Source organism: Pseudosulfitobacter koreensis (assembly GCF_024733015.1).
Classification (GTDB): Bacteria; Pseudomonadota; Alphaproteobacteria; order Rhodobacterales; family Rhodobacteraceae; genus Pseudosulfitobacter; species Pseudosulfitobacter koreensis.
In genome coordinates this window covers 579,278-592,353 of sequence record NZ_JANKJG010000001.1, presented here as the reverse complement: position 1 = coordinate 592,353, position 13,076 = coordinate 579,278, and the positions used below count along the sequence as shown (strand labels likewise).

Annotated in this window: 13 protein-coding genes; 4 read left to right on the top strand and 9 right to left on the bottom strand. The window is 61.3% G+C overall.

Going from position 1 to position 13,076, the window contains the following annotated elements:
• Positions 1–22: 22 nt before the first annotated feature.
• Genes NTA49_RS02975 through hslO form a run of 3 tightly spaced genes read right to left on the bottom strand, consistent with a single transcriptional unit; the run spans position 23 to position 2,746 of the window.
• Positions 23–1,177: a CCA tRNA nucleotidyltransferase gene (locus NTA49_RS02975; RefSeq protein WP_258293161.1), complete on the bottom strand. Its 1,155-nt coding sequence runs from the start codon at positions 1,175–1,177 to the stop codon at positions 23–25.
• Positions 1,174–1,767, bottom strand: coding sequence for a CoA pyrophosphatase (locus NTA49_RS02970; protein WP_258293160.1), 594 nt, complete (start codon positions 1,765–1,767; stop codon positions 1,174–1,176). The genes NTA49_RS02975 and NTA49_RS02970 overlap by 4 nt, the downstream gene beginning before the upstream one ends.
• On the bottom strand, positions 1,757–2,746 hold the full coding sequence (hslO, locus tag NTA49_RS02965; protein ID WP_258293159.1) for an Hsp33 family molecular chaperone HslO: 990 nt from the start codon (positions 2,744–2,746) through the stop codon (positions 1,757–1,759). Before hslO ends, NTA49_RS02970 begins: the two co-directional genes overlap by 11 nt.
• A gap of 77 nt (positions 2,747–2,823) precedes the next feature.
• Between hslO and NTA49_RS02960 the strand changes: the two genes are divergently transcribed.
• Positions 2,824–3,270 carry an NUDIX hydrolase gene (locus tag NTA49_RS02960; RefSeq protein ID WP_258293158.1) on the top strand — a complete coding sequence of 149 codons (447 nt, stop codon included), beginning with the start codon at positions 2,824–2,826 and terminating at the stop codon, positions 3,268–3,270.
• Here the strand turns inward: NTA49_RS02960 and NTA49_RS02955 are convergent.
• A complete protein-coding gene (locus NTA49_RS02955) occupies positions 3,249–4,532 on the bottom strand; it encodes a PP2C family protein-serine/threonine phosphatase (protein ID WP_258293157.1) in 1,284 nt (427 codons plus the stop codon). The genes NTA49_RS02960 and NTA49_RS02955 overlap by 22 nt on opposite strands.
• 154 nt (positions 4,533–4,686) lie before the next feature.
• Here NTA49_RS02955 and NTA49_RS02950 point away from each other — a divergent pair, with 154 nt between their 5' ends.
• Positions 4,687–5,019 (top strand): Hpt domain-containing protein, encoded by a 333-nt coding sequence (locus NTA49_RS02950; RefSeq protein WP_258293156.1) that lies wholly within the window; start codon positions 4,687–4,689, stop codon positions 5,017–5,019.
• Here the strand turns inward: NTA49_RS02950 and NTA49_RS02945 are convergent.
• Complete coding sequence (locus tag NTA49_RS02945) at positions 5,016–5,828, bottom strand: SDR family NAD(P)-dependent oxidoreductase (RefSeq protein WP_258293155.1); 813 nt, start codon at positions 5,826–5,828, stop codon at positions 5,016–5,018. The two genes, NTA49_RS02950 and NTA49_RS02945, sit on opposite strands and share 4 nt — an antisense overlap.
• A 10-nt stretch (positions 5,829–5,838) precedes the next feature.
• Positions 5,839–7,065, bottom strand: a complete 1,227-nt coding sequence (gene ilvA, locus NTA49_RS02940; protein WP_258293154.1) for a threonine ammonia-lyase IlvA — start codon at positions 7,063–7,065, stop codon at positions 5,839–5,841.
• A gap of 114 nt (positions 7,066–7,179) precedes the next feature.
• Here ilvA and NTA49_RS02935 point away from each other — a divergent pair, with 114 nt between their 5' ends.
• The gene (locus tag NTA49_RS02935) at positions 7,180–8,400 is read left to right on the top strand and encodes an argininosuccinate synthase (protein ID WP_258293153.1); all 1,221 of its coding nucleotides are present in this window, start codon (positions 7,180–7,182) and stop codon (positions 8,398–8,400) included.
• Here the strand turns inward: NTA49_RS02935 and NTA49_RS02930 are convergent.
• Positions 8,390–9,100: a sulfotransferase gene (locus NTA49_RS02930; protein ID WP_258293152.1), complete on the bottom strand. Its 711-nt coding sequence runs from the start codon at positions 9,098–9,100 to the stop codon at positions 8,390–8,392. The genes NTA49_RS02935 and NTA49_RS02930 overlap by 11 nt on opposite strands.
• Before the next feature lie 104 nt (positions 9,101–9,204).
• Between NTA49_RS02930 and msrA the strand changes: the two genes are divergently transcribed.
• Positions 9,205–9,849, top strand: coding sequence for a peptide-methionine (S)-S-oxide reductase MsrA (gene msrA / locus NTA49_RS02925; RefSeq protein ID WP_258293151.1), 645 nt, complete (start codon positions 9,205–9,207; stop codon positions 9,847–9,849).
• On the opposite strand, the gene NTA49_RS02920 is transcribed toward msrA, so the two are convergent.
• On the bottom strand, positions 9,846–10,721 hold the full coding sequence (locus NTA49_RS02920; RefSeq protein WP_258293150.1) for a ribokinase: 876 nt from the start codon (positions 10,719–10,721) through the stop codon (positions 9,846–9,848). The two genes, msrA and NTA49_RS02920, sit on opposite strands and share 4 nt — an antisense overlap.
• Positions 10,721–12,976, bottom strand: coding sequence for an NADP-dependent malic enzyme (locus NTA49_RS17165; protein WP_261368071.1), 2,256 nt, complete (start codon positions 12,974–12,976; stop codon positions 10,721–10,723). The genes NTA49_RS02920 and NTA49_RS17165 overlap by 1 nt, the downstream gene beginning before the upstream one ends.
• Positions 12,977–13,076: the final 100 nt, after the last annotated feature.

Below are 13,076 nucleotides of genomic sequence, written 5' to 3'. Positions count from 1 at the left end.
ATAGCGGTAAAATCCGGAAATGTCAGCCCAAAAGCTGCGCGCGTGTCAGGTTGAAGCCTGAAGCGATCCAGCGCGCTTCGAGTTCCTTGAGCTTTGCGCCCAGATCGGGACCGTGCAGGGTGGGCATCAGATCGCGTGCAGCGACGGGGAAAGTTGCCTGCGCGCCCAGCGTGGCCGCCCGTGCATCGCCCATGTTTACAGGGGCTTCGAACAGCGCTGCGCGCAGGGCGATGACATTCAGCGCGGTGGCGTGGCCATGCCGATAGCCCAATTCCGCAGCGCTCATTGCGTGTTCCGTCAATGCGCGCAACGCGTCCAGTTTTCGGGCATCCGCCTTGGATAGACGCAAGCGTATCGCCACGTCTTCACCCCCCAGAACGGCCAATCGGCGGATCGGATCAGGTGACAGGTCAAGCATGGATTCGGCGTGGATCAACGGCGCCAGCCACTGTGATTGTGCCCCTTCCAGCAAGCGTGAAAGAACGCCGACACGCTCCATCACCGCCACGGCAGGCGCGGGATCGGGGGCGGTCAGCAGCTTGAGCACCTCGGAGCCGACGCGTTCGGCGGAGAGTTGCGCGAGACCGTCGAGATGATCCGCGATGGCCGCCAGCGCATCCGCGTCGAACCCATGGGCCGGATCAGCGTACCAGGCGGAAAAGCGGAAGAACCGCAGAATGCGCAGATAGTCCTCGCGGATGCGGGCGGCGGCATCGTCGATAAAGACCACGCGCCGCGCCAGTGCATCGGGCAAGCCTCCCAAGGGATCGACCAGCGTGCCGTCCGACCGCGCATAAAGCGCATTCATGGTAAAATCGCGCCTGCGCGCATCCTCGGCCACGTCCGTCGAAAACGCGACCACAGCACGGCGCCCATCAGTGGTGACATCGGTGCGAAAGGTGGTCACCTCGTAGGGCGCGCCGTTGATGACAATCGTCAGGGTGCCGTGGTCTATCCCTGTCGGGATCGCCTTGAACCCGGCTGCCTTGCTGACGTTCTGGACCTGTTGGGGCGTCGCATCCGTGGCAATGTCGATGTCGCTGGCGTCCGCGCCCAGAACCGCGTTGCGTACACAGCCGCCGACGAACAGCGCCTGAAAACCCGCGTCTTCCAGGGCGGCACAGAGCGCCAGCGCCTCGGCATCGTTCAGCCAGGGCACATCGGCAGGCAATTTCATGTCATACGGTCGGTCCATGCCCGCAACATACGCGCGGTTGCGCCCCAGATGTAATAGGGCCCGTAAGGCACCGTGTAATAGGTGCGCATCGCCCCACGCCAGCGCCGAGACTGTGTCACATAATTGTCGGGGTTGAGCACGTGGGCCAGCGGAACGCGGAACACTTCGGCCACCTCGCCCGCTTCGGGCAACGGCTCGAACGGGGTGCCGACATAGGCCAGAACCGGCGTCACCAGAAAGCCCGTGCCGGTTTCGTGCGGAGGCAGCGTGCCCAGAACCTGAACCAGTTCGGGGTGCAACCCGATTTCCTCATGCGCTTCGCGCAGGGCGGCGGCGGTCACGTCTGCATCGCCATCGTCCTGCTTGCCACCCGGAAAGGCGATCTGTCCGGGGTGATGCTTGAGCGCGGAAGACCGCGTGGTCAGGATCAGCTCAAGTCCGGCGGCGCCCTCGACCACCGCCGCCAGAACGCCTGCGGGGCGCAGCTTGCGCCCTTCGGGCACAACGGTGTCGGGGTTCAGATCCCAATCGGAAGAAGGCCGCCCCGGACGGTCCAGCGCGGCCTTGATGTCGTTCAGGTCAATTGCCACTTGGGCCCGTTTCCGCCTCGAACCCGACCGATTTCGGGTCCAGGTCGTAATGCGCACCACAGAACTGACAATCGGCAGTCACGCGGCCCTCGTCCGTGGTCATCGTCGCGATGTCTGCCGCCGAATAGATCGACAGGCTTTGGCGCACGCGATCTTCCGAACAGGTGCAACCGAAACGAACGGCCTGCGGATCGAAGACGCGCGGCAATTCCTCGTGGAACAGGCGCAGCAGCAGATCGTTCGGCGGCAAATGCGGTCCGATCAGTTCCAGCTCTTCCACCGTGTCCAGCAGGATGTTCACGCGCCGCCAATTCTCGTGCTTGTCGCCGGTCAGCAGATCGGAGGGTTTGAGGATATCCCCCTCGCCTTCGGACTTTGCCATCAGCGGCGACGCCTCGGGCATGTGCTGCAGCATCACGCCACCTGCGCGCCAATGTTCCGTGCCGCCACCTTCGGTGCTTTTGCCGAAACTCAGTTCGAACCGCGTCGGCAATTGCTCGGACTGAGCAAAATACGCCTCGGCGCTGGCTGCAAGCGACGACCCGACCAAGGGCGAGATCCCCTGATAGGGAGCCATGTCCTGACCCTGGTCGATGATCACGGCAAAATACCCCTCGCCGATGTTGTCGATGGGTGCACCGTCTGTCAGACGGTCGGCATCATAGCTGGCATAGGCGCGGATGCGGGCAGGCTCGCCCTCTTCGGTCGGACCATAATAGTCGGTCGCAATCATCCGCACCGGGCCCTTGGACTGCACCTGCAGCGATAATTTCCAGCGCAATTTGATGGTTTGACCGATCAACGCCGTCAGCAGCGCCATTTCGGCAACCAGCGCCTCGACTTGGGGCGGATAGTCGTGTTGTTTGAGAATACCGCCCAGCACACCGTCCAGCCGCGCCACGCGGCCACGAATGTCCGAGGCATCAAGCTGAAAAGGCAGGACCGTGTCGTCCCACACGAGTTGGTTTCCAAGAGTCATTGGGGTTTCCTTATGCGCCGGTCGTTGGCATATCGCGTCAATATAGGTGACGCAATCCACAGTAAAAGAGGCAGCGCATGATCCGACGCGTCGGACCACCCCCGGTCAAGGGACAGAAATACACCCAGCGATCCGGTGCCTATGCGATTTTACCCATGCCCGGTGGCGTGCTGCTGACCGGTCAACAGGGCGACTGGCTGGACATTCAACTGCCCGGTGGCGGCATTGATCCCGGCGAATCCTCGCAACAGACGCTGCATCGGGAAGTGCGCGAGGAAACCGGCTGGGCCATTGCGCAACCCTTGCGGCTGGGCGCGTTCCGGCGGTTCGTCTATATGCCCGAATACGACATGTGGGCCGAAAAGCTGTGCACGGTCTTTGTGGCCCGCCCGACGCGGCGCATCTGCGATCCGATCGAGCCCGATCACGTCACGTTGGTGCTGCCCTGGGCCAAGGCGATCGACAGCATCGGCAATGACGGCGACCGCATGTTCCTTCAGCGCTATGCCGCGGGCCTGGCCTGATATTCGAACAAAACGCCCGAGACATCGTCGGGAAAATCCTGATTGCCCGCAAATTCACTCAGCTTCCAGATCAGCGCCTCGAAGAAGGCGGGGCCGGTCACGTCTTGCAGGTTGTGCATGATCTCCTCAAGCCCCTCTTCCGCCAACAGATCGCCTGTGCCGCCCGGACATTCTGTCACCCCGTCAGAGCACAGCAGCAGCCGGTCACCGGGCCGCAGGTGCAGGTCGAATTGCGAAAACTGCGCGTCGTGGATCAGCCCGACGGGAAAGCCGCCGGGACCAGCCTGTTCGATCTGCCCGCCCTTGCGTTGCACCACGGGATGCGGATGGCCCGCCTGCGCCAGTACAACCTTGCCCGTACTCAGATCGACGTCGGCCAGGATCATCGTGAAATAATGTTCGGTGTCCATCTCGTTGAGAACCAGATTGTTGATCGTTTGCATCACCGCCAGCGGCGGGCGGATGCGGTGTGTTCCCTCCTCGGTCTGCTCAAGCGCCACGTTCTGATCAGGGGCGGTCGATGACAGATAGCCCGCCAGTCGCGCCGTCATCAGCGCCGAACTGATGCCGTGACCAGAGACATCAATCGCATAAAGTCCCAGATGATCGTCTCCCGACCGGAAGAACCCGACCAGATCGCCGCCCACATGCCCGCTGGACCGCAACAACAGCGACACATGCCCCTGATCGAAGACAACCGACCTTTCGCGGACCAGCGATTGCTGAAGTTTCTTCGCCTCAAGCAGATCCTTGTCGATGCTGTCATAAAGACGCTGCAACTCGCGCAGGGTTTGCGAAACCAGATGGTTCTTCTCCGTCAGCTCGCGTTGCATCTGCAGGATGCGGTCGCCCGCCGTGATCCGGGCGCGCAGCTCGTTCAGATCGACAGGTTTGCTGACAAAATCATCGGCCCCGGCCTCGAGCCCGCGTGCGATTTCCTCTTTCTCCGACTTTGACGTCAGCAGGATGAAATAGCCGTAGTCCTCCCGCCCCAGCTTGCGAAAGGCGTCGCAGAATTCCAGCCCGTTCATGCCCGGCATCATCCAGTCACTCAGCACCAGATCGGGGGTGACATCGTGGCAAATCTTCAGCGCGGCGTCGCCCGACGCGGCCTCGATCACATCGAAACCCCAACCGCGCACCGCCTTGCTGAGGATGTGACGCTGAAGGCGGCTGTCGTCGACGACCAGCGCCAGGCGCCGTCGTTTGCCTGACGCGTCTGCGCTTTGCATCGGCGCATATGAGGTGGCGGGTGCCTGCATCGAAGTGAGTCCAGATCCTTTCTTTCAGTCCCACAGTCTTGGCAAAGCAGAATTAAGGATTGGTCATCATCTCGGGAAAACATCAATAAAATTGAAGTAAACCGGATCTTTACCTCTCTTGCCCATTCTGCGGTGTAACCCACGGGAGAGTGCGATGATCGACTGGACACAGGTGACAGCGCTGCGCGATCAGATCGGCGCGGGCGAGATGGACGAAGTGATTGCCCTGTTCATCGAAGAAGTCGAAGAGGTGACCAACCGCCTGCGCGCTCTGGCCGACAGGGACAGCTTGGAACACGACCTGCATTTCCTGAAAAGCTGCGCGCTGAACCTGGGATTTGCCGATCTTTCGACGCTGTGCCAGACTGGCGAGACGATGGCCCGTCAGGGTCTGGCCGATCAGGTGGACATTGCGCAGATCATAGGCAGCTACGACGCGTCAAAGGACCGGTTTCTGGCTGAAAAAGACCAAAGGCTGGCCGCCTAGACCAGTTTATAGAAATCCTTGATGCCCGCCTGACCCAGTTCGCGTTCCGCCTTGGCCTTGAGCCTGCGCATCCCTTCCAGCCAGCCATCGGGGTCCATCGCACGCACCTTGACATAGTCGCCCACCGCTGGATGCGACAGAATGCGAAACTGTCTACCGTTCATGCCGTCAATCGTGGCCTGCGCCACATCATCGGCCGTCATCAGCGACGCATGGTTTGCGGCGTCAGCATCGGCCAGATCAATCAGCGGCGTCGCCACATATTGCGGGCAGAGAACCGAAACGCCGATCCCGTCGTTGCCATGGCTGATCGCCAGCGATTCCGCAAAGCTGACAGCAGCGTGTTTCGTCGCGGAATAGGCCGCATCTCCGATCTGGTTCAAAAGCCCCGCCGCCGAGGCGACATTGACGAAGTAACCCGACCCGCGTTCGATCATCTGCGGCAGCAGCGCCCGCGCGGCATAGACATGGGCCATCACGTGCACGTTCCAGTTCAGCATCCAGGTCTCGTTCGTTGCAGACGCCGCATGGCTGGGCTGACCGCGCCCGAGGCCTGCGTTGGACACGAACACGTCAATCGGCCCCATGGCGGCAGTGACACCATCGCACAGCGCCACGATGTCATCTTCGGAGGTCACGTCGCAGCGCATGGCCATTCCGCCGACCTGATCCGCCAGGGTCTGTGCCGCGCCCATGTTCAGATCGGCCACGCAAGGCAGCGCGCCCAGCGCCGCGAATTTGCGCACCATCGCAGCACCGATCCCGCTGGCCCCGCCCGTGACGACGACGACCTTGTCCTGAAAATCCATGTCTTCCTCCCTAGATGACAAATTGCGCGACGGTTTCGTTGTTCGTGATGTCCGTATAGGCGAACCCGCCCGCGTCCAGCCGCGCAAGGAAACCGGTGAAGTTTTCGGGCGCATTGGTTTCGATCCCGATCAGGACCGAGCCGAAGTTGCGCGCGGATTTCTTGAGGTATTCGAACCGCGCGATGTCGTCTTCGGGGCCCAGCAACGACAGGAAATCCTTCAGCGCGCCGGGGCGTTGTGGCAACCGGAGGATAAAGTACTTTTTCACGCCGGAATAGCGCAGCGCGCGTTCCTTGACCTCGGGCAGGCGTTCGAAATCAAAATTGCCGCCAGAGGCGACGCAAACCACCGTCTTGCCCCTGATCTCGTCGCGCAGATCGCCCAGCGCCTCGATGCTAAGGGCACCTGCGGGTTCCAGAACGATGCCCTCGACGTTCAGCATTTCAAGGATGGTGGTGCAGATGCGGTCTTCGGACAGGTCCAGAACATCCTCGCGGGATATGCCGCGCAGACGGTCGAAGGTGCGCACGCCGATGGTTGCCACCGCTGCACCGTCGACGAAAGTGTTCACCTTCTTCACCTCGGTCGGTTGGCCCGCCTCTACCGCTGCTGCAAGGCTCTTGGCGCCAGAAGGTTCGACAAACGTGTAATCCGTCTCGCTTCCGAAATAGCTGCGGACGCCAGACGACAACCCGCCGCCGCCCACGGGCAGCACGATCCGGTCGGGGACGCGGCCCAACTGCTGTTCGATCTCGACTGCGACGGACGCCTGCCCCTCGATCACGTCCTCGTCGTCGAAGGGCGACAGGAAATGCGCGCCCTCCTGTGCGCAGAACGCCTGGGCCGAGGCCAGCGTGTTGTCGAAATAGTCGCCGATCAGCTTAACCTCGACGGCATCACCGCCGAACATCCGCGTCTTTTGTACTTTTTGCTGCGGCGTCGTGACCGGCATGAAAATCACGCCACGCACGCCGAAATGGCGGCACATGAACGCCACGCCCTGCGCGTGGTTGCCCGCCGATGCGCAGACAAACACCGACTGACCGGGAATGACCTTGCGCATCGCATTGAACGCGCCGCGCAACTTGTAGGACCGCACCGGGCTCAGGTCTTCGCGCTTAAGCCAGATATCGGCACCGTAGCGCGCAGACAGCAGATCGTTGCGCAACAGCGGGGTCGCGGGGAAAACGCCGCGCATTTCGGCGGTCGCAGCCCGTGCATCATCTTTGAACGTCATTTCGATCCTTTCAGGTCGATCCAGCCCTAAGCGCCCCGCCTGCAAGCGTCAATCTTGCCCCGAGCGCCGAAACCTTATATCGCGGCCAGCAAAACCTTAATGTGGAAAGAACCAATGAGCGCGCCAAAGAAAGTAGTGCTGGCCTATTCCGGCGGCCTCGACACCTCGATCATCCTGAAATGGCTGCAAACCGAATATGGTTGCGAAGTCGTCACCTTTACCGCCGATCTGGGCCAGGGCGAAGAGCTGGAGCCCGCGCGGGCCAAGGCCGAGCTGATGGGCGCGTCGTCGATCTATATCGAGGACCTGCGCGAAGAGTTCGTGCGTGATTTCGTGTTCCCGATGTTCCGCGCCAATGCGCTGTACGAGGGTCTGTACCTGCTGGGCACCTCCATCGCCCGTCCGCTGATTTCGAAACGTCTGGTCGAGATCGCGGCCATGGAAGGTGCCGACGCGGTGGCCCACGGTGCGACCGGCAAGGGCAACGATCAGGTCCGCTTTGAACTGGCCGCATATGCGCTGAATCCCGACATCAAGGTGATCGCGCCCTGGCGTGAATGGGATCTGACCAGCCGGACCAAACTGATCGATTTTGCCGAAAAGAACCAGATACCAATCGCCAAGGACAAGCGCGGCGAAGCGCCGTTTTCGGTCGATGCGAACCTGCTGCATACCTCGTCCGAGGGCAAAGTTCTGGAAGACCCAGCACAGGATGCGCCCGATTACGTCTATCAGCGCACCGTCGCGCCAGAGGATGCGCCAAACACGCCCGAGTACATCGAGGTTGGCTTTGAGAAGGGCGATGCAGTCTCTATCAATGGCGAAGCGATGTCGCCTGCGACCATTCTGACCAAGCTGAACGAATTGGGCGGCAAGCACGGTATCGGCCGTCTTGACCTGGTCGAAGGCCGCTTTGTCGGCATGAAATCGCGCGGCATCTACGAGACGCCCGGCGGCACCCTGCTGCTGGAAGCGCACCGCGGTATCGAACAGATCACGCTGGATCGGGGGGCTGCTCACCTCAAGGATGAGTTGATGCCGAAATACGCCGAGCTGATCTACAATGGTTTCTGGTTCTCGCCCGAGCGTGAAATGCTGCAGGCGCTGATCGACCGCAGCCAGGAACATGTGACCGGCACCGTGCGGTTGAAATTGTACAAGGGTCTGGCGCGCACAGTGGGCCGTTGGTCTGATTACAGTCTCTATTCCGAGGCACATGTGACGTTCGAAGACGATGCGGGCGCCTATGATCAGAAAGACGCCGCAGGGTTCATCCAGTTGAATGCCCTGCGACTGAAGCTGCTTGCGGCACGGAAACGTCGGTTTAAATCCTAAGCTTTTGCTTGGCCATCCGGGTATAACAGGGCATCGCTGCATCGGCGATGTCCTGATATTCGGGTGGCAACTTCGGCAACAGCCCCTCTGGCCCTGCGAACCCTGTCGAGCGGTGCACGGCATTGTACCAATGCGATGCCCAGACGCCGTCATCGCGGTGCCCTCCGGCGGGCCAGTTCAGCATCCCCGCATCCCAGTCTATCCCGATCGCATCGCAAAGCGCGCGCAACATCCCCTCGGGGTTGTCGCGAATATCGGCTGAATCGATCACAATAGGCGCGTGCGCCTGATCGAACAGTGCCGCCTGCTGAACAAAACCGATATCGCTCAGGCTTGGCCCTTCGCGCTTTTGCGCATAGCTGGCCAGAACGCGGGCCGGATGGCGGATCAGGAAAACATTGGTCACCTGGCTGATCCAATCGCGCGGCATCCCGTCGACCATGTGATGCGCCATGTGTTTCTGATAGAAAACAGGCTCTGACACGGGCGAAACCAGCGACTTTGCAACCTTGTTGCCGTCAGTCGACTGCGCCGCAAGTATCTCTTGTTGCATCGGGTGTTCGATCCCGGTGGCGTGCAGGTAGGCTGCGTAGAATGGCTCGTCCACGACCCTGCAATCGGACCGCGCACCAAAGCTGTACATCATCGCGGTGGACAGATTGCGTGGCCCCGACCACATCGCGATCCGTTTTGTCGTCATGCCCTGATCCTTTTCATACGTGGCTTCACCTTGACGTGACCGCATGCTCATTCCCTTGAGCGGCGACGCCTTTCGACTACATCATCGACAAAAGGGAGTTTGTCATGACTATTCAACGACTGTTTTTGATCGCCGCCGCAAGCCTCGGCATTTCAACCGCAATCCACGCTGCCGAACAAAAGACGCTGACCGTCGCGGGCGGCTGTTTTTGGTGCGTCGAGGCCGACTTTGAAAAGGTCCAAGGCGTGTCCGAGGCCATATCAGGGTTCACCGGCGGAACGGTGGCTGATCCGACCTACAAAGAGGTCGTGGGCGGCGGAACCGGTCACTACGAAGCGGTGCAGATCAAATATGACCCGGACGTCGTGGACGCATCCACGCTGCTGAACCTGTTTTTCCGCTCGGTCGATCCACTGGATGCAGGTGGCCAGTTCTGTGACCGCGGCGACAGCTACCGCACCGCGATTTTCCCCGCCGATGCCGCGCAACGGCAAGCCGCCGAAGCTGCCAAGGCAAACGCCGAGGCGGAGTTGGGCCAATCGGTTGTGACGCCTATTCTGGAAGAGCAACCGTTCTATCCTGCCGACGGCTATCATCAGGATTATTACAAGCAGTCCAGCCTGATCCTGACCCGGTTCGGCCCCAAGTCGAAGGCGAACGCCTATATCGCCTATCGCGATGCTTGCGGCCGGGATGAACGGGTCAGACAGCTTTGGGGCAATGATGCGCCCTTCGTGCCGGGCAGCTAAGCCAGCTTGAAATCCTCGATGTCTTTCAGATCGGGGATCACATCTGCTGTGCCATGGCGTGTGACCATGATCGCGGCGGCGGTCATCGCCAGATCAATCGCCTGCGCAATGGGCAGATCGCGGTCCAGCCCCGCCACCAGGTAGCCAGTGAACGTATCGCCGGCACCTGTGGTGTCTACCGCATCGACCTTGATCGCCGGATACTGCGCCCTCGTCTTGCGGATGTTGTCGTAGTGGTCGCAGCCATCGGCACCGCACGTCACCACGATCTGTGAAATATGCAGGTCCTGAAGTTCGGCGCCAAGCGCGTCGCTAAGCTGTGCAGCCTCGACCGCGTTCAGAACCAGCATGTCCAGATAAGGCATCACCTCGCGCACCGCATCCGCGTCGAAAGGCGCGGCGGCATAAACCACCTTCAGACCCAGCTGGCTGGCCATCTGAGCCGCCTCTGCCTGTCCGTTCGTTTCGTTCTGCATCAAAAGCGTATCGCCATGATCCGCTGAAGCAAGGGCGGCACCGATCATGTCACTGTCCAGCACACAGTTTGCGCCTGAATAGAGAATGATATTGTTCTCACCCGCCTGATCGACGGCGATGATCGCGTGGCCCGTCTCACTCGGCAGGCGCGAGATATGGCGCACGTCGACGCCGTATTCCATCAGCCGATCAACGGTCCACCCGCCATCAGCGCCCACCGCCCCGATGTGGGCGACACAGGCCGCAGCGCGGGCGGCGGCCACGGACATGTTTGCGCCCTTGCCGCCCAGTCCACGCGTCACCTCGGTCGCAGCGAGTGTTTCACCGGGCGCAGGCAGATGCGGCACCCGGTACACCACGTCGATGTTGATCGACCCAAGGTTCCAGATTGCCATCAGCCGACCTTGCAGGCGGCCAGAACGGCCATGTTCAGGATGTCGTTTGCCGTCGAAACGGTTGAGCAGATCTGAATCGACCGGTCCACACCCGACAGGATTGGCCCGATAACCGTCGCACCGCCCATTTCCTGCATCAGCTTAACCGAGATGCTGGCCGAATGGCGCGCGGGCACCACCAGAATGTTCGCAGGCCCGGTCAGCCGCGAGAACGGATAGGCCTGCTGCGACTTGGCGTTCAGGGCGACATCGACTGTCATCTCGCCCTCGTATTCGAAATCGACACCGCGCCGATCGAGGACCTTGGGCGCCATCGCCATCTTTTCCGCCCGCTCGGACACCGGATAGCCGAAGGTCGAGAAGCTGACGAAGGCAACGCGCGGCTCAAGCCCCAGATGACGTGCGACCACGGCACCCCGCTCGGCGATATTGGCCAGGTCTTCCTCGTTGGGCCATTCATGCACCAAGGTGTCGGCAATAAGTACAATCCGCCCCTTGTGCAGCAGCGCGGTGATGCCCGCAGCGCCATGTTCGGCATCGGCGTCAAAGACGTTGTTGATCCGCTCAAGGATATGCGCCGATTTGCGCGTGGCCCCGGTCACCAGACCGTCGCCGTGCCCGTGCGCCAGCATCAGAGCCGAAAACACATGCCGATCCCGCGCGGCGAGACGGTGAATGTCCGACCGGTCATAGCCACGCCGTTGCAACCTATCGTAGAGAAATGTCTTGTAAGTTTCCAGATACTGCGTGTTGGCCGCGTTCACGACCTCGATCTCGCGCACGGCGTCGCCCAGGCCGGCTGCTTCCAGCTTGGCCTTGACGTCGTCATTGCGCCCCACGACCAGCGCGTTGCCCAGACCCGAGCGTTGGTACATGACCGCAGCGCGCAACACCCGAGGGTCGTCGCCTTCGGCAAAGATCATCCGCGCCTGGGCGGCCCGCGCCCGCGCATTGATCCCCCGCAGGATGTTCGCCGTCGGGTCCATCCGCGATTTCAGCGAAAGCTCATAGGCCTCCATGTCGATGATCGGACGACGCGCGGCGCCTGTGTCCATGCCGGCCTTGGCCACCGCTGTCGGAATGCGGTGGATCAGACGCGGATCGAAAGGCGTCGGGATGATGTAGTCACGGCCGAAGGTCAGGTTCTTGCCGTAGGCCAGCGCGACTTCGTCCGGCACATCCTCTCGCGCCAGATTTGCGAGCGCATGGGCGCAAGCGATCTTCATCTCGTCGTTGATGGCACGTGCGTTGATGTCCAGCGCGCCGCGGAACAGATAAGGAAAGCCCAACACGTTGTTGACCTGATTGGGGTAATCGCTGCGTCCGGTGGCGACGATGGCATCAACGCGGACCTCGTGCGCCTCTTCCGGCGTGATCTCGGGGTCGGGGTTGGCCATCGCGAAGATCACCGGGTTGTCCGCCATCGACGCGACCATCTTCTGCGTCACGGCGCCCTTGGCCGACACGCCCAGGAAAACGTCGCAACCCACCATCGCCTCTTCCAGCGTGCGGGTGTCGGTCTTGACCGCGTGGGCCGATTTCCACTGGTTCATGCCCTCGGTACGGCCTTGGTAAATCACGCCCTTGGTGTCGCACATGATGCAATTCTCATGCCGCGCGCCCATGGATTTGAGCAGTTCAAGACAGGCGATGCCCGCAGCCCCTGCCCCGTTCAGCACGATCTTTACGTCTTCGATCTTTTTGTTCGACAGGTAGAGCGCGTTGATCAGACCGGCGGCGCAGATCACGGCGGTGCCGTGCTGGTCGTCGTGAAAAACGGGGATGTCCATTTCCTCTTTCAAGCGCTGCTCGATGATGAAGCATTCGGGCGCCTTGATGTCTTCTAGATTGATGCCGCCGAATGTGGGGCCCATCAGTCGCACGGCGCGGCAGAACTCGTCCGGGTCTTCGGTGTCCAGCTCAATGTCAATGCTGTTCACGTCGGCAAAGCGTTTGAACAGAACCGCCTTGCCCTCCATCACCGGCTTGGACGCCAGCGCGCCAAGGTTGCCCAAACCCAGAACAGCCGTCCCGTTCGAGATGACGGCGACAAGGTTGCCCTTGTTGGTATAGTCGTAGGCGGTCTCGGGGTTTGCCGCGATTGCCTCGCAGGGCACGGCGACGCCCGGCGAATAGGCCAGGCTAAGGTCGCGCTGCGTGGTCATCGGAACGGTTGCGGTGATCTCGAACTTGCCCGGAGTCGGTTCGAGGTGGAAGGTCAGAGCCTCTTCTGCTGTGACTTTGGTCTTCGACATGTGCAAACATTCCTCCAATGTATTGCTCCCTCATACCCGAGCGATCTGCCGCGCTCAATCAGCTTTGGCTTTCGCTCCGCCGCAGGCGTTTGTAAGGTCG

Bases quoted from the DNA above. Each gene is read 5' to 3' on its own strand.
- NTA49_RS02975 (WP_258293161.1), bottom strand. From the start codon at position 1,177: ATGAAATTGCCTGCCGATGTGCCCTGGCTGAACGATGCCGAGGCGCTG.
- hslO (WP_258293159.1), bottom strand. From the start codon at position 2,746: ATGACTCTTGGAAACCAACTCGTGTGGGACGACACGGTCCTGCCTTTT.
- NTA49_RS02960 (WP_258293158.1), top strand. From the start codon at position 2,824: ATGATCCGACGCGTCGGACCACCCCCGGTCAAGGGACAGAAATACACC.
- NTA49_RS02955 (WP_258293157.1), bottom strand. From the start codon at position 4,532: ATGCAGGCACCCGCCACCTCATATGCGCCGATGCAAAGCGCAGACGCG.
- NTA49_RS02950 (WP_258293156.1), top strand. From the start codon at position 4,687: ATGATCGACTGGACACAGGTGACAGCGCTGCGCGATCAGATCGGCGCG.
- NTA49_RS02945 (WP_258293155.1), bottom strand. From the start codon at position 5,828: ATGGATTTTCAGGACAAGGTCGTCGTCGTCACGGGCGGGGCCAGCGGG.
- ilvA (WP_258293154.1), bottom strand. From the start codon at position 7,065: ATGACGTTCAAAGATGATGCACGGGCTGCGACCGCCGAAATGCGCGGC.
- NTA49_RS02935 (WP_258293153.1), top strand. From the start codon at position 7,180: ATGAGCGCGCCAAAGAAAGTAGTGCTGGCCTATTCCGGCGGCCTCGAC.
- NTA49_RS02930 (WP_258293152.1), bottom strand. From the start codon at position 9,100: ATGACGACAAAACGGATCGCGATGTGGTCGGGGCCACGCAATCTGTCC.
- msrA (WP_258293151.1), top strand. From the start codon at position 9,205: ATGACTATTCAACGACTGTTTTTGATCGCCGCCGCAAGCCTCGGCATT.
- NTA49_RS02920 (WP_258293150.1), bottom strand. From the start codon at position 10,721: ATGGCAATCTGGAACCTTGGGTCGATCAACATCGACGTGGTGTACCGG.
- NTA49_RS17165 (WP_261368071.1), bottom strand. From the start codon at position 12,976: ATGTCGAAGACCAAAGTCACAGCAGAAGAGGCTCTGACCTTCCACCTC.